This window comes from Dyadobacter sp. CECT 9275 (genome assembly GCF_907164905.1).
GTDB lineage: Bacteria > Bacteroidota > Bacteroidia > Cytophagales > Spirosomataceae > Dyadobacter > Dyadobacter helix.
In genome coordinates this window covers 830,023-856,163 of record NZ_CAJRAF010000001.1, presented here as the reverse complement: position 1 = coordinate 856,163, position 26,141 = coordinate 830,023, and the positions used below count along the sequence as shown (strand labels likewise).

Sequence of the window (26,141 nt, the reverse complement as noted above, 5' to 3'; positions counted from 1 at the left end):
GGGTGATCCAGCTCCTCTTTCTGTTTATACCCACTGCCTACTGCTTACTTCTTACTGCCTACTGTTAACTTCCCAAAACTCCCAATCAAGCTGCTAAATCTCCGAAATATTCTTTTCGATCAAGCTTACCACTTCTGGCGTATCCCATTGGGAAGCACCCGTTTGCTCTGCCAGAATTTTACCTTTGTGAATAATGTAGGTACGAGGAATGGCATTTCCATCCAACGCCTCTGGGTAAGTACCTGCATATTGATAAAATGGCAATTGGTATCCCTTCCGGGCAATGAAAGGATTTACTGTTTCAGCGTCTTCGTCCGAAATAATATAAAAAGCAACACTTTTATGATTCTTGTATTTATCATATAGTTTCTGGATACCTGGCATTTCCATATTACAAGGCCCGCACCAGGTGGCCCATATATTCAGAAACACGAGCTTATTTTCATCCATCGCAATCGGATTCCCCTCCAGATCCTTCAGATTGGAAAGATAGAGCGAGGCAGGATTCGGAACTTCACCCGTACTATTAACACTCACTGACTCCGGCTCCTTAACGAATACAAAATATATCGCTCCCATAGCGACAAGAATCAGTATGATCACAAGAAATCTTCTCCCGGTTTCCATTTCGTTCATGTTAGTTAACAACTTCTTTTACAACAACGTAAAAATAGGGATAATATAAGTAAAAGGATACATCCGTCTATTTCAAAAATACGGCGGGGCCTATTTGATGCAGACAGAGAATTTAAATACTTTTATAGGCAATATTATATCTTATCAGATTTGAGGAAAAGGTCTACATTCATGAAAGTTTTTTTACTGAGCTCACTTGCTTCGCTTACCCTGTTACTATCCCATCCTACTTTTGCACAGCGTTCTGCAGCCGAATATTTTGAAGAAGGAAATACCAAAGCCCGTACCGGTGATTTCGCAGGAGCCATGCAGGCTTATACTGTGGTGATTTCCATGAGCCCTGACCATGCCCCGAGTTATTTCAACCGCGGACTGGCTAAAGCCAACCTTAAAGACCACCGGGGAGCTATCCTGGATTATGATCGTGCCATCGAAATCAACCCGCGAGAGGCGATGTACTATCAGAGCCGGGGCGTAAGCAAGAGTATCCAGGAAGATTTTCGTTCGGCGCTGCAGGATTACTCCAAAGCGATTGAGCTGAATCCGGATGAGGCCAAAACTTACTATAACCGCGGTGTCAGCTATGCGAAGCTTAATAATTTACGGCTTGCAATGGTAGATCTGGACAAGGCTGTTTTACTTAATCCGGATGATATTTCGGCATTGTATGCCAGAGGTAACTGCAAGCAGGACCTGCAGGAATATTCCGGCAGCCTTGCCGACTTCACTCGGGTAATTGAACTTAGTCCTAAAAGAACTGGTGCCTATGCCAGCCGCGGACTAGCCAAAATAGAGCTTGGAGATTATCAGGGAGCTGCCGCAGATTTCACCCGTGCCCTTGAACTCAGTCCTAATGAAAGTTTATACTATACTAAGAGGGGATTTGCCAAAAACAAATTTGAAGATTACGAAGGAGCCATTATTGACTTTGACAAAACCATTCAGCTCAACCCTGACAGTTATGAAGCCTACTATGGACGTGGATTTGCAAAGAACAAACTCAACGACCAGCGTGGCGCCATTGCCGACCTGGACAAGGCGATAGAATTTAAAAATATTTATATAGGGAATCCGAAAAAAACAGTATACCCAGGCAAAATCACCAAAGCTATTCTTGATGACCTCCGGGATCAGGTACAGCCACAGCTCAAAATAGATCCACTGTCCGAAGAAAGAGCTGAGGCTTATTACATCCGTGGTATCAGCAAATCAAAAATTGGAGATAGAAACGGTGCCGCAAATGATATGACCGCAGCTATTGAACTTACCCCTACCTACACGTCTGCATTTTTCGCCAGAGGCCTGATCCGTTCAGCGGCAGGCGATCAGCTGGGCGCGGTACTTGACATGAGCAGTGCCATTAAACTCAGGTCTGATTTTTCGGAAGCATATTACATCCGGGGTATTCTTAAAAACAGCCTGGGACAAACGCACGAAGGCTGTCTGGATCTCAGCAAAGCGGGAGAACTCGGTTACTTGCAGGCCTACAAGGCGATAAGTAGTTATTGTAATTAGAAGAAGAGGTGGCTAAAAAAATCACCAAAATTCATCTTACCGTTTGTTAGATAAAAGAAAGCAATTCGTCTTTATTGTTTCCTGTGCGTGTATTTCAAAACTTCGAATGAGAAAAAATCGCCGAATTATGTTTGCCACATAACCGATTAACTCTGATTAACAGGCTTCGCACAGGATTGCAGCTGACGGATTTTATTCCATATTAGCTCCCCTGCATGATAGTCCCGGAAGAAAATTACCGATCTTTTAGCTACTTAGAATCGAAATGCACCCTCCTGTATGAGAGAAGGAAAAGAATTTGAACTTGTTTAAGAATTATGTTTGGCCAATAGGCTTGATTCTCCATAAAGTCAGTTGACTATTTACCAAAAGTATCAATACAATGGAAGAAGAGACGGTATATTTATAATCCTTTACGTCTTTCAAAAGAAATTGGTCCAGGAGATGATCCATTCAACTGTCCACCTTTAGCTACGTGAACAAAGCCCTTGACCCACTCTCCACGAGATGCCTTTTCCAATTTGATACCGAACACCTTCATTCTTAGAGCGAAAACAACGTTGTAGTCGAACCGCTTCGGCGGTCCGATTAGGATAACCTTTTGATAAAAAATATCGGCACAAAGATTTAAAGCAGCAGGGCCATCATGCTGACTACCGGCATGATATGAGCAAACCGTATTCCTCAGCCAGTATCGACTAATACTTGCAATTCCGTCCATTTACTTTTTTTGTTTACATCCGTACCACGGTTTCAAAATCATTGAAAATAACTAAGCATTTTAGCCATCTTCACAAAAAGGTGATGGATTTTCGTTTATTTTTTCTCCTTTCGATCAACTTGATTGAGAAAACAATTGATCTCGCTAAGAGTATTTTGTGTTTTCCATCGGCTGACATGCCAGTAAACTGACTGCCATGTAGGAGAACAATCAGAGGTGATTCTCCACCACCAGGCGACCCAGTAACAACCTGTTTGGACATAAAAAAGTACATCCAATCGATTTTAAATCATATTTCCTTTAGTTTTCGAATTAGAAATCCCGAAATTGCCTATCCACTCAGGATAGCGAAATGGCACGTGCCATTAGTCTAACATACCTTTTAATCAAGTCTTGAATATTTAGTCACTGCAACGATGGCACGCCCCTCGTTCTTCTCACTCAAATCCCAAACATCCTCTTAAATTAGTTCTATAAATGTTGCCGAAGATCGAGAAGAAGGAAAACCTATTCGTGCTCTTTCTTGTTTTCAAGAGGTGTATTGAACAAGGACATATAAAAATTCAACATATCCTCTTTGGTTTCAAAACCAAAATGAACAGCTATCTTTTTAGCCGTTTGGGAACTGATCTTTATCAGTCCTATTTCCATCTTGCTAATTGATTGCTGCCTGACATTTAATAAAAAAGCAAGTTCCTGTTGCTTCATTCCCCTTAAAGTTCTGATGGGACGTAATGTTTTATAAAAATCCTCCATACTTAGGTACCTAACGGCTGTTACAAGATAAAACTCAAATAATTGTTGACTGCACAGGTTGTGAAATACAACATGAGAAGTTGTATTTCACAACCTGAATAAATTGTTGTTTGCGATTCGTAAAATTAATTTTGACCAATAAACAATTTAGTTCTGCGTATTATAAAAAAGATACGCAGGTTAGACTCGATCTGGGTATAGAAGTAACTTACTCGGCTTAACTTGGATGTAGATACCACGAAGTTTTTGAACGATAGTAATTATATAAAATATTTAGCTTTCGAAAAAAACTAAAAATTTCAGGATGCATTTTAAAACTTCGTTTTGAAGTTTGATGAGTAGTACTGATATTCAGAACAGAATGAAGCTCGGAAAACAACGATAGACTGATTACAGAACACTTTTCTAAATATTTTCTTTGAAGAATAAAGCTAAAACGATAAAACAACCTCTCTGTCTTTCAAAAATACATTTTGTAAGACAGAGAATTAGAAATAAATCCGCCCAATGACCCAGAACCACCTGTTGATACTAAAAGGTTCTATAAGCCCTCAAATAAAAACAAACTAAAATTGTCAATATCTCAGAGTCCGAGATGCTCAACGTCAGGTTTATAGGCTGCTTATCCGGGACTAAATGTACCCGCTTCAAATCTTTGATTTCTTTGGATAAGGATCGTTTACAACGCAAAAATATTCGGTATATTAACTTAATAAAAAAATGGAAATCCATTGATTATAGTACTTAAATGTAGATAAATAAATATATCAATATTTACCTGATTTATAAAAAAAGAGAAATTATTGCCCCGAATTAACGTTAAAATAACGCAAAATTAATTCCTGACCAGTAAGAAATTTTTATATTGAAAGTTTCATTTATTCATAATTCAATTCACACAGCTATGTCAAAAAATTTAAAGCCTTTATCGATTGCAGTCCTCCTCGCAGGATTACTTACAAATTGCCAGAATGAGATGCACGTGGTTCAAAAAACGGACAACAATCCGCTTGAAATTGTTAATAGCCCTCTACGAGAACTCCAACTAAAGGTCATGGTTGAAGTTTTGTCCTTAGCCAAAGAACAACAATTTAGACAGTTCGTATTGGAAGAATGCCTAAAACAAAAGCATGGCGATTACAACGTTTATATTAGAGATATTATCGCAAAATATAAAGACCAAGAAGAATATAAAGCTCCTATGCAACGACTTGAGGCTCTTATTAGGCAAATAAGACCCTTAGTTCACTACAACGAACCACTTATTTTCTATCCGCGAGCTGAAACAATAGAAGAGAGTATGGTTGAGAATTCCACCGCGAGAGTATCAGAAGTAGTAACAACAGAACCTCTTGCCGTACTTCAAGCAGATGCAATCACTGCCGGTGCAGATGCTGGCGGTCGAACTTCATCAGACTACTTCCCCGACACTCCACCACTTGCTTTAAATGGATATATGATTCAATCTCCTTATAGCGGTGTTTGGTTTTTTGTTCAAAAGGTGGATGAAGAATATGCTTGGGAAAATGACATTTATGTAATCGGTACTGATGAAAATGTTGAACAAAACAGTGCAAGGGTTAATGGCGGTGCGGAATATGGAGGTATCATTCAAGTAACTGACTTAAACTCGATAGAACACTGGACGTCTGGAAAACTGGAATTTAAGGTAATAATTTGCAGTGCAAATAATGTGGAGATCTCAAATCGCGATTTCGGAAAACTTAAACGGAAAAACTTCCGAAATCAGGTATGGCACGAAATTGGGCACTCAGTTGGAAACTGGAATCCTATTAATTGGGGCAACTATACGATCGAAAACTGGTGGGAACGAGATGGAGGGGGGACCTCCTCCACTACAGTTTCGGTCCCCTCTTCCAATGGACTTCCCGCGCTATCCTACACAGTGAACCATGGGTCTGATGACAATAACTTTGGACTTTCAATGGTTCAGTTTACTGATCCAGCAACTCAGGTATATCAAATAAGTTTCATGAATTTTAAAAGGAGATTTTAATCAATGCATATATTGGTGGCGCCGGAAACGAGTCCGGTACCGAAATAAAAATGAGCGTATGAGAAAAATACAAATACTTTTCGTTTGCCTATTCATAGTAAAGTCATCGCTTAGCCAAAGTATTCAACCATTTCCTCGTAAAATCATAAGTAGTAGTATTGGGCTTGCAAAGCTTGGCACAGGAGACAGCTATGGCCTGATGATAGGTATGGAATATGAAAGGATATTTCGCCAAAGACTTTTATGGTCAACCGAATTGGCCACTACTATACATGATGGTGCTGACATCTTGAAAGTAAAAATAGACAATTTGCCCGAACAAGATTTATCATATAGGTATACCATCGCAGCCGTACAGGTTGCAGGAAAAATAGGGTATTACTTTTTGAGAACTAACAAATTTGAGATGGGCGGTAAGGCAGGTCTATTAGTGCGCTTCCAATCCTCCTCCTTAGCGGACGACAGGGAGATTCTATTCCCGGCACTTACGGGATATCCATTGCCACTAAGAATTAATCGAAATACAGAACCGCAACGGATAGTGTCAGCTGGAGGAACCTTACAAATATTTGCCAGGCATAATTTTACAAATAATTGCGCAATCGGTGCGATCACAGGCCTTCAACTGGACACTAATGGTGATGTTCTATTTCCACAATTTTTACTGTCAATTGGAAAACGCTTTTAGACCTCAGTATATTAATAAATCTGGAGACGATTATTTACAAAATATAAGCACTGAGAATCAAAAAACCACTTTCAATCAGTAGGGTAAATTGGAAGTCTTAACATTTCGTTATGGAGGGTGTCCCAAATTAAAATGAGACCCCCTCTTACTTTAACTCTATCCATAAGAGCCCATCAGGCTTTTTTCAATTTCTCGGCTACAACATCCCAGTTCACAACATCCCAGAACGCCTTGATATAATCCGGACGTTTGTTTTGATAATGCAGGTAATAAGCATGTTCCCAGACATCAAGGCCCAAAATTGGCGTGCCCTTCACGTCACTGACATCCATTAAAGGATTATCCTGATTGGGCGTGGAACCCACAGCCAGTTTTCCTCCCTTTGCAACCAGCCAGGCCCACCCCGATCCGAAGCGGGTGGTAGCTGCCTTGCCAAATTCCTCTTTGAACTTATCAAAAGAACCAAACTGCCCATTGATTGCATCGGCTACGGCTCCTTTGGGTGCGCCTCCCTTTTTTGGGCCCATTACTTCCCAAAAAAAGGTATGGTTCCAGTGCCCGCCTCCATTATTGCGGATCGCTGTTGGCGCTTTGCTAATGGATTTTATAATTTCTTCTAAAGATTTCTTCTCGAACTCGGTACCTTTTACAGCGTCATTCAAATTTTTAACATAGGCTGCATGATGCTTGCCATAGTGAATTTCCATGGTCATTTTATCGATGCTGGGCTCCAGAGCAGCAAAGTCATAAGGAAGCGGAGCTTGTTTAAAAGGAGCCGTTTCAAGAGATGAAACATTGGATAAACCAGCAAAAGCTACATCAGCCAACGCAGCAACACCTAATGTACCACCAGCCATTGTACGCAAAAATTCTTTTCTATTCATCATTTGAAATTTGTTAAAATTTAGCAATCAATCGTAAGCCACCCGGCTCACGATACTCCGCCCCAGGGTGATTTCATCGGCATATTCCAGATCTCCGCCAATAGGAACGCCCCGTGCTATGGTACTCACTTTCACTCCGGTAGGTTTTAATTTCTTCTGCAAATAGAATGCCGTAGTATCTCCCTCCATGGTTGGACTCAATGCAAGAATAATCTCCTGCACCTTGTCCGTTTCCTCCGAGCCTTCCGGATCAACACGAGCCAGGAGAGAATCAATTTTCAGATCGGCCGGACCTATTCCCTCCAGGGGGGAGATGATACCGCCCAAAACATGGTATAGCCCACGATACTGGCTGGTTGCCTCTATTGCCAAAACGTCCCTGGTATCAACAACTACACAGATAATCGTTTGATCTCTTTTAAAATTGCCACATATATTACACAAGATGTCATCCGCGATGTTATGACATTTCCGGCAGTAAGTTGTTTTGGTACGCATATTCACCAGCGCTTCCGAAAGAGACAAGGTTTGCGCCTCTTCTCTTTTCAGCAAATGTAATGCCAGACGTAGCGCTGTTTTCTTGCCAATTCCCGGAAGACGGGAAATTTCACTTACGGCATCCTCAATAAGACGTGAGGGGTAATTCATGAAGGCAGTTTAAAAAAGTAAGGAGTATTAATGAATTTCTGCTGATATCCCTCTTTTGCATATCTCGTTTCGCATCGGTACCAGTTCCTCAAATTCACCTTCCTTCACGGAACATTTGCCTTTGTAGTGTATAATAATTGTGCACTGCTCTGCCTGCTCGCTGGAATGGTTGCAAACTTCAATGAGTGTATCAATTACCCAATCGAAAGTATTGACATCATCATTGTAAATCACCAATTTTTTAATATCCGTTTCAACGGTTTTCTCCAGAATTTCTTCGTCTGTATCTATCAGGACTTGCATAACAACCAAATTTCTGTTTGATTAGCAAATCTAATCAAAAACAAAGAGTATCGGAAGTTTTAGTACCTTCTTTTAATACCTTCCGGTTTCAAATTAATCCACTTTTAATGAACCCACTCATAGCGTTATTCATACTGGTCGTCTATTTTGGATTGCTTATCACTGTCTCGATATACACTTCCAGAGGAGCGGACACCAATACTTTTTTTACGGCCAACCGGCAGTCTCCCTGGTACCTGGTTGCTTTCGGGATGATCGGGACGTCGCTTTCCGGTGTCACTTTCGTGTCGGTTCCCGGTGCAGTAGCAAACATACAGTTTTCTTACTTTCAGGTAGTACTCGGCTACATTCTGGGATACCTGGTGATCGGCACGGTACTTATGCCGCTTTATTACCGGCTCAACCTTATTTCCATTTATTCCTATCTCGAACAACGGTTTGGTTTTTGGTCCTATAAAACGGGCTCTGCCTTTTTTCTCCTGTCCCGGACGGTGGGGTCGGCGGTCAGGCTGTACGTTGCTGCACAGGTTCTGCAGATCGCTTTGTTTAAGCCGCTCGGTGTTCCGTTTGAAATTTCCGTTGCCATCACCATCTTTCTGATATGGGTTTACACTTTCAAAGGGGGAGTCAAAACCATCATTGTGACCGATACCTTACAGACCTTTTTCCTGATCACAGCCGTTGTACTGACCATTGTGCTGGTTTCTCAGGAACTGCACCTGGGAAGCCCCGCGGCCATCTGGGAAACGGTCCGGGACAGCGGGTATGCTCAGATTTTTTACTGGGACACAAACGATCCGAAGAATTTCTTCAAACAATTTTTTGCCGGGGTATTCATTGCCATCGTCATGACCGGCCTGGACCAGGACCTGATGCAAAAAAACCTTACGTGTAAAAATATCGGAGAAGCGCAGAAAAACATGTTCTGGTTTACGGTTGTGCTCGTAATCGTTAACTTTTTGTTCCTGTCCCTGGGCGCATTGCTATACGTATATGCCAGCTCACAGGGTATACCGGTTACGGCCAAAACGGACGATTTCTATCCTATGCTGGCACTCAATCATTTGGGAATTGTGGTGGGAATTACGTTTTTACTGGGCATTACGGCCGCCACTTATGCCAGCTCCGACTCTGCACTAACCGCCCTTACAACAGCGTTCTGTATCGACTTTATGGATATTGAAAAACGTCCAGAGGGGAAACGGTCTGCTATCAAATTCTGGGTACATATCGGCTTTTCGGTAGTTTTTTATCTGGTAATTCTGGTATTTAACAAGCTCAACAGCAAAGAAGTCATTACGGCCGTTTTTGACCTCGCAGGTTATACCTACGGCCCGTTGCTGGGGCTATTTTCATTCGGGGCCTTTATGCGCAGGCCTGTATTGGATAAGTGGGTACCGCTGGTATGTATTGCCGCCCCTGTTATAACCTATGTTATCAGTGATCATTCGGCTGAGTGGTTCAATGGATACAAATTCGGCTTTGAAAGGCTGATCATTAACGGACTCATCACTTTTATCGGCTTGTGGCTTTTAAAGGGTAAAAGTCAACATAGCGTGGCCCGTCTGTAGCCAGTATCACCTGCACTATTTAGTGGGGCGCTCCTTGAAAGGGCGCTTTTTTTATTACGCTCAGCGGGCATGTAAAACGCGTCCGTGGTTAGGCACGAAATATATTCCTATTTACTTTTATAAATACAAAAAAATATTAACTTTATGATAAATTTATAAGCGAATTCAGAGATACCTCTGAAGATTATTTGATGGATGTTTGTTTGGGTGCAGTGAGTTTGAATTATTCTTTTAGCAAACTAAACTTTGTACAAAATGAAAACACTATCATTTTTTGTAACCATTACACTACTGTTCTGGTCCTGCGGCAAAAATGCCGACGAAGAGAAGAAAATGCAGGAAGCTCATCTCGAAAGTGAAAAAAAAGCTATTAAAACTGTGATCGAGAATGAAACCGAGTCCTTTTTTGCAAGAAATTACGAAGCCTGGAAATCCAATTATGCACAAACTGATTATGCTTTTCAGGCATGGAGCAACAACGATGGCACCTTTGACTCCAACGTTGGCTGGGATGACATTAATAAACAGATCGGAAAATACATAGCCGAAAACCCTGAACCTGTTTCCAGTCACCCCAAAGTCGAACGAAAAAACATGATTTACAAATTCTATGGTGATGACGTTGCCTACCTTACCTGGGACCAGTTCAATAGTGACCAGGAAGAAAAGAATTTTCACCACAGTAAAGAAGTACGCCTCATGGAAAAAATTAACGGGCAATGGAAAATTGTATGTGTTACCGCTTTCTGGGATTACAAAAATCTGATACCTGCTAATCGTCTTCCGCTGATTCAGAAAATCGCTAATGAGAGCCGAGGTAAAAACAAGATCTAAAGTTGCATGACTTCCTAAAATTGTTCGTAATCAGAAAACGGTGTTCGCAAACGAACAGTTAAACGGCTGGCTAACCTTGTGCCATTCGATCTCAAACAGATTACAACAAATTGATTTTCATTTAGTTACAAAAAACAATATGGGAGATATCTGTAATCATTCGGATGTCTGGCATATTGTTTTTTATATATTAAGTTGTCCGGATAATCGGAGACCAAAAATTTAAAACATCTATAGTCATGAAAATCAAATCAATTTCAAACCTGTTCTGTGCCGCTGCACTTTCTCTTTCCTTGTTTTCCTTTTCTAATGCCAATGCTGATACCACTGCTGACAAAGGGAAAAAAAATGTAAAATTTGCTGCAAGTCTTTTTCAGGTACAGGGTACCAGCAAAGTTAAACTGGCGATTGACAACGACAGCGACAGAAAATTGAATATTTATTTAAAGGACAAATCTGGCATGGTGTATTACACCGAATCAGTTGGTCAGAATGAAGAAAAGTATCGCCGGGTTTTCGACCTGGAAACTATGGCCGACGGCGTATATACTTTTGAAATAACTTCAGTAGGAGGAAAAATCACCAAGGAAATACAGCTAAAAACCGACAATACCAGGTTCATCGCTGTCAACTAAAACATCTTACAGCAAGGGGCTCCGGCAAACGGAGCTCTTTGCTGTAATTATAACTCCTTTTCAGGATCCCAGAACCTTTCCTTCCAGTTTTGTATTTTATCGTTTTTTACGATAACCCCCTCCTTTTCTAGCAATTCCTGCATCGTGGTCGGTGTTCTAAATTGCATTTTAGCCGTCAGAACACCTTCTCTGTTAACAACTCTGTGAGCCGGTATTCCATGTTCGGTATAACTGCTTCCCATCGCCCAGCCCACCATCCGTGCTCCTCCCTTACTTCCCAGATACGCCGCTATTGCACCGTAAGAGGTAACTCTTCCGGCAGGAATAAGGCGTACAACGTCATAAACATTTTGAAAAAAGTCATTATGCTTCTTCTCTGGCTGCCCGACGTTCATCTATTTCTTGCGTTAATTGTTGGTACCATTCCGGCCCATAAGCTCTGACCAGTGGTTCTTTCAGAAACTGATAAACCGGCACACCCAGTTTTTGTCCCAAATCACAAGCGGGGCTGCATATTCCCCAACGGTCATAGTTAAGTGCGTGATACTGCTCGTACTTAGTTACCCTTATCGGATAAAGATGACAGGAAACAGGCTTTTTGTAACTTATTTTGCCATCATTATAGGCCTCTTCAATACCGCACTTGAGAATGCCTTTTGAATCATAAATAGCATAAGCACATTCCCTTCCGTTGATCACCGGCGTTACATAATCTCCATCCCAATCCTTTGTATACTTACCCTCCCGGGCAATTACCTGTTTTCCCTCTTCCGACAGATAGGGCGCTACCTTATCATAAATTTCATCGAGAACTGTCAGTTCTTCTTCGTCCAGAGGAGCGCCTGAATCACCTTCCACACAACAGGCTCCCTTACACTTATCAAGATCACATACAAAGAACTGATCTTCAATATCATCACTAATACAGGTATTATCTATTAAAATCATGATCTTAGCGTTGAGGAATTTTAAGTCTTTGTCCTACCACCACATTATTCCCTGAAAGATTGTTCAGTTTTTTCACCTCATTCACCGATGTTTTATAGAGCTGAGCTACGCCGAACAAAGTTTCGCCAGCAGCAACAGTATGAATCAGGGCATCGGTATTGGAAACAGCCGACGACAACCTTGAAGGTACTGCATCAGAGCCTTCTTCTTTGGTTACGCGCAATTTCTGGCCTGCTTCCAAATGTTCGGTATTCCTTAGTCCATTAATGGCTAACAATTCATTTACGCTCAAGCCGTACATTTTGGAAATGCTGTAATAGGTTTGCCCCGGTTGTACAATATGGAAGTCCGAACCTGCTTCAACCGTTTTTATAGCCTCAGATTCCTGCGCTCTGGCAGCCTCAGCAGGTTTAACAGGCCTCACTTCCGGTTTCACCGCTAAAAGCTCAGTACCCGCCTCTGGTGCACCTGCGCTTTGGGGTACCTTAATCCGTTGTCCGGTAACAAGCTTACTGCTGGTTGTCATATCATTGATTGCCAACAGCTCCCTCACAGGAACATTGTATTTACGTGAAATACTGAATAAAGTCTCTCCAGCAGCAACCTGGTGCATTTGAGGTGCGGAAGCTGCCGCACTACCTGTACGGCCGGAGCCCACCGGTACGTCAGGCTTGCCTGACTGAGGTGATTTAGCTGATTTGGAAGATTCGGAACGGGTATATAGGGTAGGGTTACTGGCTGGCGCCGAAGGATTGTCCTGATTTATAATTACTACCCTGTCGTTTGTTGACTGGCTTTTTGAACCGCCGGCAGACCGGTCGGCCTCGTTGGGCGGAACATTTCCCGACGCAGATGGCTCGCTCTCAAAAGACTGATTTCCCTTTCCCGAGTCCTTATTTTCTACCAGAACAGGTTTGTATTTCTTTCTTCCCGATCGTTTTTCGGGAACGGAAACGGCTGGTTCTGCCACAGGTGGTGTAACCACAGGAGCGGGTGCAGCTGCAATTACCGGCTCCTCTGCTGGCACTGGTGCAGGTGTGGTAGATTTCGGTGGCACAATCTCAACAGGCTGTTTTCTTGGTCTCCTTTTAGTTAACCACAATACCTGTCCCGTTTCAATAGGAAAGTTTCTGCTAATGGTTCTGTTGTATTTGAGAAGATTCACCAGCCTGATCCCATACTGTTGCGAAACGCCATGCCAGGTGTCACCGGGACGGGCAGTATGAAAAGGAGTAGCTGCCTTTTTATTTTTCTTAGCCAGGTAGTATATATTTCCCGGAACCAGCGCCATATCCCGAAGCATATCATTGTGTCGCATAAAGCGGGGCGCTCTGAGATTTCCTTCACTCGCAAGCGTTTTGGGTTTGTCTCCTTGTTTCGCCTGTATACCCGGCAAGCCATTGATTTGATAAAAGGTATGGCCGTTTTTTTCCGACATTTCCTTTGAAACTTTTAACACCGGAAAGCCCGTTGGCTCATAAGGACGCACAATTTCTTCCGGCTGACTAGCCGCAACGGGTGACGACAACCTCGTTCTTACTGCCGACGCCTGATTGGCAGGACTCGGAATGATCATATAATACTCCCTGTCGGAAGGTACCCGATCTCCTTTAAACCACCGGTTATAAGCCTGAAGATCCTGTACATTCACCCCGAGCGACCGGGCAATTTCATCAAATGTCTGCCCTTTGCCAGTTTCGGATTCAAAAAGAACTAGCGTATTCGCACTCCGATGACGTTCGATACCCGCCTCCAGCGCTATTTTATGCGCAAAAAACCGAAGTACATAGCGGTCAGTTTTTCCTGTAAGCGTTACTTCTCTTGCGTAAGTCCAGTTCGGCGGTACTATTTTTTTTACCCCTCCAGCACCCAGATAGTACGAATACAGTGTTGAAACCCAGTTATTGAATTGCTGGTTATTTTTTTTGAGATACCAGGCTGCGGCATGGGTTGAAGAACTTATATTCTTACGTTCATCCACCTCGTCATCAACCCGTAAATTAAGTTCTCTTGCTGTTTCCGGTTTAAACTGCCAGTATCCCACTGCGTTGGAGCTCGAAACAACGTCCGGCTTAAAAGAACTTTCCTGAACTGCCAGGTATTTAAAATCGATGGGCACCTCTTCGTCCATCAGAATACCTTCGACAATGGGAAAGTGCAAAATGGCACGGTCCATTTTCTCTTCCCAGAACTTTTTATTGCCCATCAGGCTTTTAATGTCCTCTTCAATAATATTCTGAGCATTTCTGTCAAACTTAACGGTGACCCCACCAAAAGATACACTTGAAGGTATTTCGGGGATTTCCTGGGCCATTACCCTGGCTGCAATCAGCAGGAAAAATGTGATGGTCAGCCCCAGTTCTCTAAGCTTAGAGGTGTAAACAGAAGTCATAAAAAATAAAATGGTTGTCAATTTGGAGACCTATAATTTTTGGAGTACCATTAATCCGTCCCGTATTGGAAGCAGAATGTTAGAAACCCGGCGGTCTTCGTTTACGATTCGGTTAAAATCTAATAACGCTTGGGTATCCTTATCTATTTTCCCTTTCTGTTCCAGGACTTTCCCGCTCCACAAAACATTATCCGCAATAATAAATCCACCGCTTCGTACCTTGGGAAGGCACAATTGATAATATGCAAGATAATTTATTTTATCCGCATCAATAAATATCAGGTCAAAAGTTTCAGTCAGCGTAGGAATTATTTCGAGTGCATCGCCGATCCGGTAGTCAATTTGTGATGCAAATGCTGATTTACTAAAATAACCATTTGCCAGGTTTTCAAGCTCTTCGTTGATATCCACCGTAATCAGCTTTCCCCCAGTCACGAGCCCTTCTGCGAGGCAAATGGCTGAATAACCGGTATAGGTACCAATTTCCAGGATACGTTCCGGCCGCACCATTCTGGAAACCATCGACAGGAACCTTCCCTGCAGCTGGCCAGAAAGCATCCTGGGTGCCAGTACATTGGCATAGGTGTCCCTGTTTAATGTTTTCAGCAGATCGCTTTCTTCATCAGTATGAGATTCGCAATATGCTTCAATATCAGGAGAAATAAACTTCATATTGAAATTTATCAGATAAAATCAATTGGCTCAGTGTCAGGAATTGGCAACAATGCGCTCGAGGTAGGTTCCGTAACCACTTTTTACCAATGGTTTTGCTATTTCTCTGAGCTGCTCTGCATCAATAAAGCCCATTCTGTAAGCAATCTCCTCGATACATCCCACCTTTAATCCCTGGCGTTCTTCTATTACCTGTACAAACTGCCCAGCCTGCATTAGCGACTGGAAAGTACCGGTATCCAGCCAGGCCGTACCCCGGTTGAGGACGCCCACTTTCAGCTTACCTTTTTCCAGATACACTCTGTTGACGTCAGTGATTTCCAGTTCGCCCCTGGGCGACGGAGGGATTGTTTTGGCAATCTCAACTACATCATTATCATAAAAATACAACCCAGGAACTGCATAATTGGACTTGGGCTTTTCAGGTTTTTCTTCAATAGAAATTACCTTGTTTTCTGCATCAAATTCCACCACGCCGTAACGTTCCGGATCCTGCACCTGATAGGCAAATATCACTCCCCCGTCCGGATCGTTGATCGACTGCAGTAATTTGGAAAGACCAGAGCCATAAAAAATATTATCTCCCAGGATCAGCGCCACTTTATCATTCCCGATGAATTCTTCACCTATAATAAATGCTTGGGCAAGGCCATCCGGGCTCGGCTGAACGGCATAGGAAAAAGAGCAACCCAGGCGGCTACCGTCACCCAGCAGTTTCTCAAAATGCGGAAGATCATGGGGTGTAGAAATGATCAGTATTTCTTTGATCCCCGATAACATGAGTATCGACAAAGGATAATAAATCATGGGCTTGTCGTATACAGGCATCAATTGCTTGCTAACGGCAAGGGTAAGCGGGTGTAATCTTGTGCCGGAACCGCCGGCTAAAATAATTCCTTTCATGTTTATCGGTTAACATACATTGAATCGTAGTATCCTTTATATTCTCCGGAGGTGACGTTATGGAGCCATTCTTTATTATTCAGGTACCAGTCTACCGTCCGTTCCAGGCCTTCCTCAAACTGAAGCGAAGGCTTCCAGCCCAATTCCTCGGATAATTTCGTTGCATCAATGGCATACCGCAGATCGTGCCCTGCTCTGTCTGTAACATAGGTAATAAGCGCAGCGGATTCACCCTCTGCCCGGCCCAGTTTTTTATCCATCAGGCCGCATAACAGCTTCACCAGGTCAATATTCGTCCATTCATTATGCCCCCCGATATTATAAGTATCCCCGTTTACACCTTTATGGAAAATCACGTCAATCGCTCTTGCATGGTCTTCCACAAAAAGCCAGTCACGGATGTTTTCCCCTTTGCCGTATACTGGCAGCGGTTTGTTATTGAGGATATTATGGATCATGAGCGGAATTAACTTTTCCGGAAAATGATTAGGGCCATAATTATTTGAGCAATTGGATATTACAACAGGGAGTTTGTAGGTATTGTGATAGGCCCTCACAAAGTGATCCGAAGAGGCTTTAGAAGCCGAATAAGGCGACCGCGGGTCATATTTGGTGGTTTCCAGGAAGAATGTTCCGGGATCGTGCAGTTCACCGTATACCTCATCCGTAGAAACGTGGTAGAACCTCCTTCCGGCCATGTCACCTGCCCATGCCTTTTTGGCGGCATTCAATAAATTGACGGTACCCACCACGTTGGTCATCACGAAAGACATTGGATCTGAGATCGACCTGTCCACATGGCTTTCCGCCGCAAGGTGGATAATCCCGTGAAAATCATTTTCGGAAATTAAACTGTCGATGAAAGACGCATCTACGATATCTCCTTTTACAAAAGTATAATTGGGAGCGTTTTCAACATCCCGCAGGTTTTCCAGGTTACCCGCGTAGGTCAGCGCATCGAGGTTATATATATGGTATTCAGGATGATGCAGCACAAACCTGCGTACAACATGAGAGCCGATAAAACCGGCTCCTCCTGTAATCAAAATCTTCTTCATAAAGTGTTTACTAATTTTAGTTGCCAGTTCCACGCATCCCGAAGGGCTTCTGCCATTGTTTTTTCGGCGCGCCATTTCATTACGTTATTCACTTTGTCGGACTGCGCGTATATTTTCTCAACATCACCCTCACGGCGCGGCCCGATGGTATAATTTAATTTAAGATTATTAACTTCTTCAAAAGTCCTGATCAGGTTAAGTACTGTATATCCTTCTCCTGTTCCTACATTGAAAACATCATAGAAGTTTTCATCAGAAACATCTTTCAATAAAAGAAGTGCTTTAAGGTGTGCTTTGGCCAGGTCAACGACATGGATAAAATCACGGATACAGGTGCCGTCCGGCGTGTCGTAATCACTCCCGAAAACCGTCAGGGATTTACGTAAACCTGCCGCTGTCTGTGTGATAAAGGGTACCAGATTGCTGGGTACGCCGTTCGGTAATTCGCCGATCAGAGAGGTTTCATGCGCACCAATCGGATTAAAATACCGCAGAGAAATTGCCCTGAGTCCGGGCCCCGCATGAACATGATCCCGTATGATGTCCTCCGCAATGGCCTTGGTATTCCCGTAAGGAGAAGTGGCCGGCTTACGCGGGGTGTCCTCTGTTACAGGCAGGCTATCCGGCTGTCCGTAAACGGTACAGGAAGATGAAAAAACAAATTTATTTACTTTAAACTCCTCCATTACTCTAAGAAGTACCATCAAGGAGTTGATATTGTTTTCATAATATTTCAAGGGCTTTTCAACCGACTCCCCTACTGCTTTGTAGGCAGCAAAATGGATAACGCCGTCAAACTGCTCCTTTTCAAATAACGCTCTTACCTTTTCAATATCATTGCAGTCTAATTCATAAAAAGGAAAATCTTTGCCTGTTATTTGCTTAATACCGTTGAGTACCTCTCGGTTTGAATTATAGAGGTTATCTAATATTACAGGCTCAAATCCTGCACTATGAAGTTCCACCACTGTGTGTGAACCAATAAATCCGGCTCCGCCTGTTACAAGAATTTTCATATAGTGTCTGTTAAATCAAAGATGTCTAAATAGATATTTTTTTAGTTAAAACCTTAATTATCCGGCATCCCAGTCATTTTTTATATCTGACGACGTAACGGATATACCTCTTCAAACTGCAATTTTTTCCGGGCAAAAGTAGAAAATTTGACGTCCATAAAAAAAAAATGTTTTTATTTATCCGTTCGTTGGTAAAAGCAGATATGAGGATTATGAATAAGAGAGAAATAAAAGCGCTGGTATCCTTGCTCGACGATGAAGATCACGAAGTGAGCGAGCATGTTGAGGGGAGAATCTTGTCCTTAGGAGGAAGTATTATCCCATTTCTGGAATCGGAATGGGAAGAAAGCTTCAATCCGAATATACAACGTAAGATAGAGGAACTGATCCACGAACTCCAGCTGAGCATTATGATGGATCGGCTGGTGCAATGGAAAAACAGCGGCGGGCTTGACCTGCTGGAAGGGATGTGGATACTGGCGACCTACCACTACCCCGACCTTACCATGGAAAAACTGGCCAGTTCAATTGAACAGTTATACTACGATATATGGATTCAGTTTAAGGAAGAAATGAATGCGGTGGATCAGATCAAGCGGATCAACAGCATCTTTTTCGGACCCATGAATTTTGCGGCAAATACTAAAAATTTCCATTCTCCGTCTAATTCCATGATCAATGTGGTTCTGGAAAACCGCAGGGGAAATCCCATTACGCTCTGCGTCATTTATCTGCTCATTGCCCGGAAACTGGGGTTACCTGTGTATGGCGTCAACCTCCCCAACCTGTTTGTTCTCACGTATAAGAGCGAAAAAGCGCAGTTTTATATCAATGTATTCAGTCGTGGAATTATCTTTTCCAAAACGGATATCGACCATTACATTGCTCAGCTGAACATCAAACCTAAGGAAATGTTCTATCAGCCTTGCACCAATCTGGAAATTATCCAGCGGGTTCTGAGGAATCTGATCCTGTCTTATGAAAAGACAAGTGAGCATGAAAAAATGACTGAGATCGAGAAAATTCTCAAGTCAACCCTGGATAATCAGGACGAAGTATAAATCAGCACGAAACAGCGAGGCAGTGATCATCAAACCACCGGAGAAAAACCCTGGCTGTGATAAATATTTCCTCGTCTCTCAAAAAACCATTTACCTGGGTGTCACCTGAATCAAAAGGCGCTACATGGATAGCATCTCTGAAACTGATCTTTTTCTTTCCATACTGTTTATACAAAGCTTCTTTGGCACACCAGTAAATGCATAAGGTTTTCAGCTCACCGTCCGCATGAGCATACTCTTCCGGGGAAAGGTATTTATTGGCGGTCCGTTGTAATTTGTAATCAACCTTTTCCATGTCAATCCCCACGGGCAGATCCGGGTTGATTACGGCAGCCACATAGTCATGTGTGTGCGTTAGAGAAATATGATGATTGTTATTCACCAGGAAAGCCTTGCCGTGTTCATCCTTCTGCGTTCCTTCATAAATTGTTTCATTTCCTTCAACCAGCAGTTGGATGAGCAGCCTGCTGGCAAGCCATTCCCTTATTTTCTGAGGATGGGTGATGGACTCCAGATCTTCCAGGTTATATTTGGAACCGAGGCGCGCTCTGAGCTCCTCCTCACCCTCATCCAGTTTCCAGAGAAACAATGTTGTGTTGCCTTCCAGCTTTTCGGAATGAACGAGCGGCATAATTATTCTGTTTTTAAATCTTTGTGAGAAATACCAAACTTATGAATATTCGCAAAATAGATACTTTTTCCGGCCATCGCGACAGTGTTTATACCGTTGTTCCCGACCGTTCGGAACATGGATTTTATTCCGCCGGCGGTGATGGTTACGTTATCCGCTGGAACCTTACCCGCCCCGACCTCGGTGACCTGGTAGCCCGCGCCGGTGTTTCGGTGTATTCACTTTGTTATGACCCAACGAACGCGTCTCTCTGGATTGGCCAAAATTACGAAGGAATCCAGATTTTGGATACAATAAACAATAGGATCGAGAAAACCTCAAAAATTACCGCCGCTGCAATTTTTGACATACAAATCAGCGGAACGAAGGCATTTATTGCACTTGGCGACGGTGTAATTCTTGTGATGGACATTCCCACGCTGTCCGTACAAAAGCACATAAAGGTCAGCAACAAAAGTATCCGAAGCATCGCCATACATCCCATGGGCTCCGAATTCGCCGTTGGAGACAGTGAATCCAATATCCATCTGTTCGATTCGGACGGATTTCAATTAAAAAAAACACTGATGGCACATTCCAATTCGGTGTTCACGGTATGTTATTCCCCTGACGGCAGGTACCTCCTCACTTCCGGGCGGGACGCTTATCTGAAGGTATGGGATGTTTCAGATCATTATCAGCAGATCATGGATATTCCGGCGCATATGTATGCCATCAACCATATCACTTACAGCCCGGATACCCGTTTTTTTGCGACTGCCAGCATGGATAAATCGATCAAGATATGGGATGCTGAAACTTTCAGGCTAAAAAAAATAATTGACCGCGCAAGACACGCCGGGCATGGAACTTCCGTTAACAAATTATTATGGACAAGCTATGAGAATCAGCTCGTATCATGCAGTGATGACCGGATGATTTCGGTATGGGAGGTGGACCGCTAGCGTACTTTTAAAATGGTTATATTGGCAAATACTTTGAAATATGATTCTTATATCTTTAACTTACACATCCTTTTTTAAACCAGTACCAAAGCATAAATAACAGCATGAAAATTTCCGCTATAGACATACGTAAACACACGTTTGAAAAGATTTTCAGGGGTTATGATCCGGATGCTGTGGACGCATTCCTAAACTCCCTGTCGCAGGAATGGGAGCGCTATACCAGCGAGAACAACCTGCTGAAAATGCAACTGGAATATGCTGAGAAAGAACTTGCCAAGTTAAAAGATATAGAAACCACTCTTTTCAGGACCTTAAAAACGGCTGAAGATGCGAGCCGCCAGATTGAGAAAGAGGCAACAGCCGCGGCGGACAAACGGATTGACGAATCCAAGGTAAGGTCTGACGAAATGATTGCAGAAGCCGAAGCCCGTACCAACCAGATTATCCGGGAAACCGAAGAAAAATTAAAACGCTTCAAGGAGGAATTTGCGGCTGAGATTAAATTGCAGGAAAGAGATTTCCGGGCTATTGAAAATTTCAGGGATAACCTTGTGGTGCAGCTTTCTTCCCTGGCTAATAATACAATGGATACCGTAGAACGCTTTGAGCAGAAATATGACAAGGAGTCCGTTCTGAACCGTATGGAAGAAATCAGACAGCATGTTTCGGAGATCGAAATTCCCAAAAAGGCCGCTTATTTTACGGCACCCAAAGAAGAGACTGCTGCGGTAGAACCGGACCCAATCGTTGAAGAGCAAAAAAATGAGGTTGTTCTGGAAATTGTTGCTCCTGAACATCCTGCTGAAGAAGAAAAAGAGATGGAACCCGAAGAAACAGTTGTTATACCGGAGCCAGCCTATAAAGCGCCGGAACCCGTCATTTCCGAGATTGCGATACCGATCGAAAACAGGAAAAAAACGGCAGCCGAAGAAGCAAATGAGGCTTTGGAAGAAATGCACCGGAGCGCAGAAAAAGCACGGGACGCTTCACCGGCCATTAACAGACCCCGTACGCCGGATACCAGCACCCCCAAGAAAAACGGCGGCGGCTCCTTCTTTGATCAGATCTGATCCAGGAATCAATTATTTTCTCACCGGATTATCTCAGGATACTAACCGATAATTTTAAATCAGTATTGGGAACAATAAGTTTGGAAGGCCTTGAGTTCTTTGCATATCATGGCTATTATCCTGAAGAGCAACGCATTGGAAACAAATACGCACTGGATATTACCGTGATCACGGATTTTGTGGAAGCTGCCCAAAACGATAAGCTCAGCGAAACCGTCAACTACGAAATCATCTACCGCATTGCAGCTAAAGTGATGGAAGACCCTGCACGATTACTTGAGCATATTGGCTTCAGGGTGATCCGCGGCGTGAGAGAAAAATATCCGCTCGTTGATAAGGTTATCGTAAAGGTATCCAAATTTAACCCTCCGGTGGGAGGTGTCTGCACGCGGGCGGTGATCACCATGGAAGGATAATAATAAAGCCGGACTGTTCGTATCGTCCGGCTTCAGGACGTGCCCTTATGATTCTGATTCTTCCAGCTCACGATAAGCCAGAATACCTCCCAGCACATTTCTGACGTTGGTATAACCTTGCGACTGAAGGAAAGCAGCAGCCTTGCCACTTCTGGCTCCCGAGCGGCAATGGATAATGATCTCTTCGTCCTTAAGTGCTGAAAGTTCGTCCAGATGGTCCGGCAGCTCGGCCAACGGGATCAGTACGGCTCCCAGGTTATCCTCTTCATACTCATGCTCTTCACGAACATCGTAAAAATGAAGGTCTTCCCCCTTTTCCAGCCTTTCCTTTAATTCCTCAACTGTAATATCCATAATTATATAAATTTAAAATAGAAACTTTGTTTACCTGAAAATCACGACTTTCTGAGTTATTTGCCTCTTACCGTTATATCCCTTAAAAATGTAAAGTCCACCCGGCAGTTCCGTCACGCTGGCCGACCTGCTCTCATAACCTGGTGAAATAACTTTCACCAAATTGCCGTTCACAGTGTATACCTCTATCCTGTCTAAAACCAAATCTTTCCAGGATATAATTCCCTGAGAAGGGTTAGGATAAAAAAAACTTTTTGCAGATATCCCCGGCTCCGTCCCGGTCACCACTTCCTGCCCTTTGGTAGTCATAAACGGGCGAATCATGATACTTCCTTTCAGGTCAGCGCCCGGCACCCACTCCGTCCCCAGGTTATACCATACCTTATCTGCTCCCAGCCGCGAGTTCAGGTCGTAGCCAACGGTGAGCGGTTGTTCATTCACCTGAAGCCAGCCCACATAAAAAGTGTCTGTTATTGCAACGGCTTTTCCAAAAGTATATTCATTGAAACTGTTTCTTGAAGTTCCATATCTGGCCGCTACGGCGGCTTGCGTTAAGAGCTGGTCGGGCTTTCCGTTTTTATTACTCCACAGCTGAAGTGTAAACGACTGCCCCGAAATATCCTTATTGAATGGAACCACCGACATCCTTACCCCACCCACGGTATCGGGTTTTGCCATCACAAACCTTATCGCCACTCTTCCCAGCTTCTGGTTGATCTGTATGCCATATTCCGCACTGCCATCGTCGTAGGCAAAATAATCACTTAAATCAGCCACTGCGCTGATACTATCATTTCGGCGCAGGTCAATACTCGGGATACTTGGATTGCTGTTATCTGTGGTGAGCATATCAAACTTATATCTGATCCGCATCCTCGCCAGTGTGGTGCTCACTGTTAGCGGCAAAATGGTAACCGATTTGACGAGCTCTTTCAAAGGGCCTATATAAGTAGATCCCTCCTGTCCGCCTTTGAACACCGCCCCGGAAATTTCATCCTTTACCGTTAATACAAAGGAGGTATAATTTTCATTATTGTAATGATTTACGATTTGGGTACCCACATTGGCCGCAGTAAATCCTGCCGGATTTCGGGCGTAATGATCCAGCGGCATGGCCGTATAAGTCTTCAAATAAGAAGTCAGCGGATTTCTTACCGCAATATCACGGATGTAAATGTCTTTGCTGGAGCGCTTGGCATTCAGGTATACATAATCGAGGTGCCACATATCGTATGCCCCCGAATTACGCCCATAAGCCCTGAAACGAAACTGAAAACCCGAATGAAATAATAAGGGATCCTTAATAACGACAAACTCTTGGTGAAACAAGGTATCCAATTCATAACCATTTCTTTTCCAGAGTGCCGTCCATTGCTGGCTGCTGTTCAAAACCTCGAGCTGAAAGAAGTCACTTGAGTCCGGTTTCTCACCTAATCCCTTGGACTGCCAGTAAAAACTCAGGTATACCGAGTCTGCCGCAGTCTTTCCCTGGAGGTCTATTGGCAGTGAGGTGAGGGTATCCGTATAATTTTGAGATAACGGATTGGTAAAATTATAGGGGGTACCGTTTGCTTTAAGGCCGTCAAAAGTAGCCACATTCACGGAGGGGTGCCCAGTTGTTAGGGTATTGTTAATAAAAACCCCGCTGCCTGCCATCCAGAAATGAGGATCCGGGGATTGAGTTGCTGTTGTCGAAAAATCATCAAAAAAAGGAAGTCCCAGGCTGGCACTCACTTTTTGGTTAGGAACTGCATCCGGCTGTGTGTTGGCCTGTCCAACAGAAATCGGTACGATTTGTAGTTGTGCGATTACCTGTAAACTATTGAGAAAAATCAGTGTGATACTTAAAATTCCTGCCAGGGATACCCTATAACTGTTCTGGTTGTGTGTTGCCATTCGATTCTGATTCAGGTGCTTGTGGGGTAACCCACACGTCTATTACATCACCAATTCTTACTTTTGTTCCTGCATCCGGATTTTGACGTACCACTGTGCCCCCGGCCTGGCCTTCTTCAGCAGGTACCACCATTTGCTGCCCCACCTTCAAGCCTGCACCTATGATAGCAATTTTGGCTTCGTCCAGCGGCATATCCGTCACAGATGGCGCCTCAAACTGGGCGGTACCAAGTCCCTCACCCAATACTAGGTCAATCTTGGACCCCTTCGCGATCGGCTGTCCTGGTAATATCTCGTGCCCGTTATACATTTGTCTGAGAACGGCATTCTGGGCCATATCCGGTTCATAGGTGATCGCACCTTCTTCCAGGCCAACACTTCGCAGATACATCTGTGCGCTGCGGTGTGTCATATCCGTAAGTTTCGGCATTTTGATCAGAGGTGCCGTTTTGGAAACCACCGTCACATAAATTTTACGTCCCTCCTTTACCTTTGCCCCCGGCTGCGGATATTGTGAAATGATGGTCAGCGCCGGAAGACCGGCCACGAAAGTACAGTCACTCACCTCATACCGCAGATCCCGGCTATCCAGAAAATCTTCCAGATCTTCAACACTTTTTTTCTTAAGATCAGGTACCGTAATCGCTTCTCCGTGATTGGTTGTAAAAGGCAGGTAAACGAAGAAAAAGCCCAGAAAAAAAACCAGCAGCAGGGAAAAGATAATTCCGATATGTATGAAAAGATCCGAACGGGATTGAGTGCTTATCTTGGCCATGAAATTAAGTAAACAGGAATGTTATAAGTCGGTAAAAATAAAGGTAATAATTAAAAGAACCCAATGCACTATAGGTTATACGAACCGATAATCCGTTTGATATATTTTCCCAGAATATCAAACTCCAGATTCACGGTATCTCCCTCGGCCAGCCTGTTGAAATTTGTAAAGGCATAAGTATAGGGAATTATGGTTACCCTGAACCTCTTTTCTTCGGAATTAAAAACGGTTAAACTCACCCCATTGATACAGATGGAGCCTTTTTCGACCGTTAGGTTTCCCTGCGAAGAATCGTATTCAAAATCGTAAAGCCAGCTTCCCTCGCGTTCTTCTACATAAACGCAGGTCCCCGTCTGATCTACATGCCCTTGTACAATATGCCCGTCAAATCGTCCGTTTGCTGGCATGCACCGCTCCAGATTAACCTGGTCTCCGGGTTTCAGCAAACCCAGGTTGGTTTTCTTCAAGGTTTCCTCCACTGCAGTTACCTGGTAGCGGTTGCCTTCCACGCCCGTCACCGTAAGACATACCCCGTTATGACTAAGACTTTGGTCTATCTTCAGTTCTGTCGCAACTGGCGAAGTGAGCGTGAATGTACGGTTAGTTCCTTCTTCACTAATTTCAAGAATCTCTCCCAGCGACTCAATAATACCTGTAAACATCCTGACTTAACTTTAAATGTATCTTTCAAACCCCGGCAAACCGACTAGTCCAATCCTGTTTTTTACCAATCAATTTGTCTTTTCCTTAATGGATAGCTTTTCTATCCGAGTTAGTTTACGAAATTTGAACAA

At 43.4% G+C, this 26,141-nt stretch carries 28 protein-coding genes; 10 read left to right on the top strand and 18 right to left on the bottom strand.

From position 1 onward, the window contains the following. Positions 1-93: 93 nt before the first annotated feature. Entirely contained in the window at positions 94-636 is a 543-nt protein-coding gene (locus KOE27_RS03485) for a TlpA family protein disulfide reductase (RefSeq protein ID WP_229252622.1), read from the bottom strand. Between the two features lie 171 nt (positions 637-807). Here KOE27_RS03485 and KOE27_RS03480 point away from each other — a divergent pair, with 171 nt between their 5' ends. Beyond that, on the top strand, positions 808-2,151 hold the full coding sequence (locus KOE27_RS03480) for a tetratricopeptide repeat protein (protein ID WP_215237452.1): 1,344 nt from the start codon (positions 808-810) through the stop codon (positions 2,149-2,151). Between the two features lie 403 nt (positions 2,152-2,554). On the opposite strand, the gene KOE27_RS03475 is transcribed toward KOE27_RS03480, so the two are convergent. Both KOE27_RS03475 and KOE27_RS03470 read right to left on the bottom strand, forming a co-directional pair. Continuing rightward, the gene (locus tag KOE27_RS03475) at positions 2,555-2,872 is read right to left on the bottom strand and encodes a hypothetical protein (RefSeq protein ID WP_215237451.1); all 318 of its coding nucleotides are present in this window, start codon (positions 2,870-2,872) and stop codon (positions 2,555-2,557) included. Positions 2,873-3,379: 507 nt separating this feature from the next. Further along, on the bottom strand, positions 3,380-3,628 hold the full coding sequence (locus tag KOE27_RS03470) for a helix-turn-helix domain-containing protein (protein ID WP_215237450.1): 249 nt from the start codon (positions 3,626-3,628) through the stop codon (positions 3,380-3,382). 904 nt (positions 3,629-4,532) lie between these two features. Between KOE27_RS03470 and KOE27_RS03465 the strand changes: the two genes are divergently transcribed. Continuing rightward, positions 4,533-5,645: a hypothetical protein gene (locus KOE27_RS03465; RefSeq protein WP_215237449.1), complete on the top strand. Its 1,113-nt coding sequence runs from the start codon at positions 4,533-4,535 to the stop codon at positions 5,643-5,645. A gap of 58 nt (positions 5,646-5,703) precedes the next feature. Next, complete coding sequence (locus KOE27_RS03460) at positions 5,704-6,333, top strand: hypothetical protein (RefSeq protein WP_215237448.1); 630 nt, start codon at positions 5,704-5,706, stop codon at positions 6,331-6,333. Between the two features lie 173 nt (positions 6,334-6,506). On the opposite strand, the gene KOE27_RS03455 is transcribed toward KOE27_RS03460, so the two are convergent. Genes KOE27_RS03455 through KOE27_RS03445 form a run of 3 tightly spaced genes read right to left on the bottom strand, consistent with a single transcriptional unit; the run spans position 6,507 to position 8,168 of the window. After that, on the bottom strand, positions 6,507-7,217 hold the full coding sequence (locus tag KOE27_RS03455) for a superoxide dismutase (protein ID WP_215238359.1): 711 nt from the start codon (positions 7,215-7,217) through the stop codon (positions 6,507-6,509). A 27-nt stretch (positions 7,218-7,244) separates the two neighbouring features. After that, positions 7,245-7,865 carry a recombination mediator RecR gene (gene recR / locus KOE27_RS03450; protein ID WP_215237447.1) on the bottom strand — a complete coding sequence of 207 codons (621 nt, stop codon included), beginning with the start codon at positions 7,863-7,865 and terminating at the stop codon, positions 7,245-7,247. Between the two features lie 27 nt (positions 7,866-7,892). After that, positions 7,893-8,168, bottom strand: a complete 276-nt coding sequence (locus KOE27_RS03445; RefSeq protein ID WP_215237446.1) for an ATP-dependent Clp protease adaptor ClpS — start codon at positions 8,166-8,168, stop codon at positions 7,893-7,895. 107 nt (positions 8,169-8,275) lie between these two features. Between KOE27_RS03445 and KOE27_RS03440 the strand changes: the two genes are divergently transcribed. From KOE27_RS03440 to KOE27_RS03430, 3 genes are all read left to right on the top strand, one after another. Continuing rightward, entirely contained in the window at positions 8,276-9,739 is a 1,464-nt protein-coding gene (locus tag KOE27_RS03440) for a sodium:solute symporter (protein WP_215237445.1), read from the top strand. Positions 9,740-9,994: 255 nt separating this feature from the next. Then, the gene (locus KOE27_RS03435; protein ID WP_215237444.1) at positions 9,995-10,573 is read left to right on the top strand and encodes a hypothetical protein; all 579 of its coding nucleotides are present in this window, start codon (positions 9,995-9,997) and stop codon (positions 10,571-10,573) included. A 239-nt stretch (positions 10,574-10,812) separates the two neighbouring features. Beyond that, positions 10,813-11,208: a hypothetical protein gene (locus tag KOE27_RS03430; protein ID WP_215237443.1), complete on the top strand. Its 396-nt coding sequence runs from the start codon at positions 10,813-10,815 to the stop codon at positions 11,206-11,208. Between the two features lie 47 nt (positions 11,209-11,255). Here KOE27_RS03430 and KOE27_RS03425 read toward each other — a convergent pair whose 3' ends face one another. The 7 genes from KOE27_RS03425 to galE are packed head-to-tail and all read right to left on the bottom strand — an operon-like array spanning position 11,256 to position 18,197. After that, positions 11,256-11,603, bottom strand: a complete 348-nt coding sequence (locus KOE27_RS03425) for an MGMT family protein (protein WP_215237442.1) — start codon at positions 11,601-11,603, stop codon at positions 11,256-11,258. Then, positions 11,572-12,156, bottom strand: a complete 585-nt coding sequence (locus tag KOE27_RS03420; protein WP_215237441.1) for a DUF3109 family protein — start codon at positions 12,154-12,156, stop codon at positions 11,572-11,574. The genes KOE27_RS03425 and KOE27_RS03420 overlap by 32 nt, the downstream gene beginning before the upstream one ends. A 4-nt stretch (positions 12,157-12,160) precedes the next feature. Beyond that, positions 12,161-14,548 (bottom strand): LysM peptidoglycan-binding domain-containing protein, encoded by a 2,388-nt coding sequence (locus KOE27_RS03415; protein WP_229252621.1) that lies wholly within the window; start codon positions 14,546-14,548, stop codon positions 12,161-12,163. Positions 14,549-14,578: 30 nt separating this feature from the next. Then, a complete protein-coding gene (locus KOE27_RS03410) occupies positions 14,579-15,220 on the bottom strand; it encodes an O-methyltransferase (RefSeq protein ID WP_215237440.1) in 642 nt (213 codons plus the stop codon). Between the two features lie 36 nt (positions 15,221-15,256). Continuing rightward, positions 15,257-16,123 (bottom strand): glucose-1-phosphate thymidylyltransferase RfbA, encoded by an 867-nt coding sequence (gene rfbA, locus KOE27_RS03405; RefSeq protein ID WP_215237439.1) that lies wholly within the window; start codon positions 16,121-16,123, stop codon positions 15,257-15,259. A 2-nt stretch (positions 16,124-16,125) separates the two neighbouring features. Next, positions 16,126-17,181, bottom strand: a complete 1,056-nt coding sequence (rfbB, locus tag KOE27_RS03400) for a dTDP-glucose 4,6-dehydratase (protein WP_215237438.1) — start codon at positions 17,179-17,181, stop codon at positions 16,126-16,128. Beyond that, positions 17,178-18,197: a UDP-glucose 4-epimerase GalE gene (galE, locus tag KOE27_RS03395; RefSeq protein WP_215237437.1), complete on the bottom strand. Its 1,020-nt coding sequence runs from the start codon at positions 18,195-18,197 to the stop codon at positions 17,178-17,180. Before galE ends, rfbB begins: the two co-directional genes overlap by 4 nt. A gap of 212 nt (positions 18,198-18,409) precedes the next feature. On the opposite strand from galE, the gene KOE27_RS03390 reads away from it, so the two are divergent. Next, the gene (locus tag KOE27_RS03390) at positions 18,410-19,258 is read left to right on the top strand and encodes a transglutaminase-like domain-containing protein (protein ID WP_215237436.1); all 849 of its coding nucleotides are present in this window, start codon (positions 18,410-18,412) and stop codon (positions 19,256-19,258) included. 1 nt (position 19,259) lies between these two features. Here KOE27_RS03390 and KOE27_RS03385 read toward each other — a convergent pair whose 3' ends face one another. After that, positions 19,260-19,889 (bottom strand): 4'-phosphopantetheinyl transferase family protein, encoded by a 630-nt coding sequence (locus tag KOE27_RS03385; protein WP_215237435.1) that lies wholly within the window; start codon positions 19,887-19,889, stop codon positions 19,260-19,262. Positions 19,890-19,930: 41 nt separating this feature from the next. On the opposite strand from KOE27_RS03385, the gene KOE27_RS03380 reads away from it, so the two are divergent. From KOE27_RS03380 to folB, 3 genes are all read left to right on the top strand, one after another. Next, on the top strand, positions 19,931-20,833 hold the full coding sequence (locus KOE27_RS03380) for a WD40 repeat domain-containing protein (RefSeq protein WP_215237434.1): 903 nt from the start codon (positions 19,931-19,933) through the stop codon (positions 20,831-20,833). A 104-nt stretch (positions 20,834-20,937) separates the two neighbouring features. Beyond that, positions 20,938-21,906: a DivIVA domain-containing protein gene (locus KOE27_RS03375; protein WP_215237433.1), complete on the top strand. Its 969-nt coding sequence runs from the start codon at positions 20,938-20,940 to the stop codon at positions 21,904-21,906. Between the two features lie 65 nt (positions 21,907-21,971). Continuing rightward, positions 21,972-22,322: a dihydroneopterin aldolase gene (gene folB, locus KOE27_RS03370; protein ID WP_215237432.1), complete on the top strand. Its 351-nt coding sequence runs from the start codon at positions 21,972-21,974 to the stop codon at positions 22,320-22,322. Between the two features lie 45 nt (positions 22,323-22,367). Here folB and KOE27_RS03365 read toward each other — a convergent pair whose 3' ends face one another. The 4 genes from KOE27_RS03365 to KOE27_RS03350 form a co-directional block, all read right to left on the bottom strand. Then, complete coding sequence (locus tag KOE27_RS03365; RefSeq protein ID WP_215237431.1) at positions 22,368-22,676, bottom strand: rhodanese-like domain-containing protein; 309 nt, start codon at positions 22,674-22,676, stop codon at positions 22,368-22,370. A gap of 30 nt (positions 22,677-22,706) precedes the next feature. Continuing rightward, positions 22,707-24,572, bottom strand: coding sequence for a T9SS type A sorting domain-containing protein (locus KOE27_RS03360; RefSeq protein ID WP_215237430.1), 1,866 nt, complete (start codon positions 24,570-24,572; stop codon positions 22,707-22,709). Next, the gene (locus KOE27_RS03355) at positions 24,544-25,347 is read right to left on the bottom strand and encodes a PASTA domain-containing protein (protein ID WP_215237429.1); all 804 of its coding nucleotides are present in this window, start codon (positions 25,345-25,347) and stop codon (positions 24,544-24,546) included. The genes KOE27_RS03360 and KOE27_RS03355 overlap by 29 nt, the downstream gene beginning before the upstream one ends. A 68-nt stretch (positions 25,348-25,415) precedes the next feature. Beyond that, entirely contained in the window at positions 25,416-26,009 is a 594-nt protein-coding gene (locus KOE27_RS03350; protein ID WP_215237428.1) for a riboflavin synthase, read from the bottom strand. Positions 26,010-26,141: the final 132 nt, after the last annotated feature.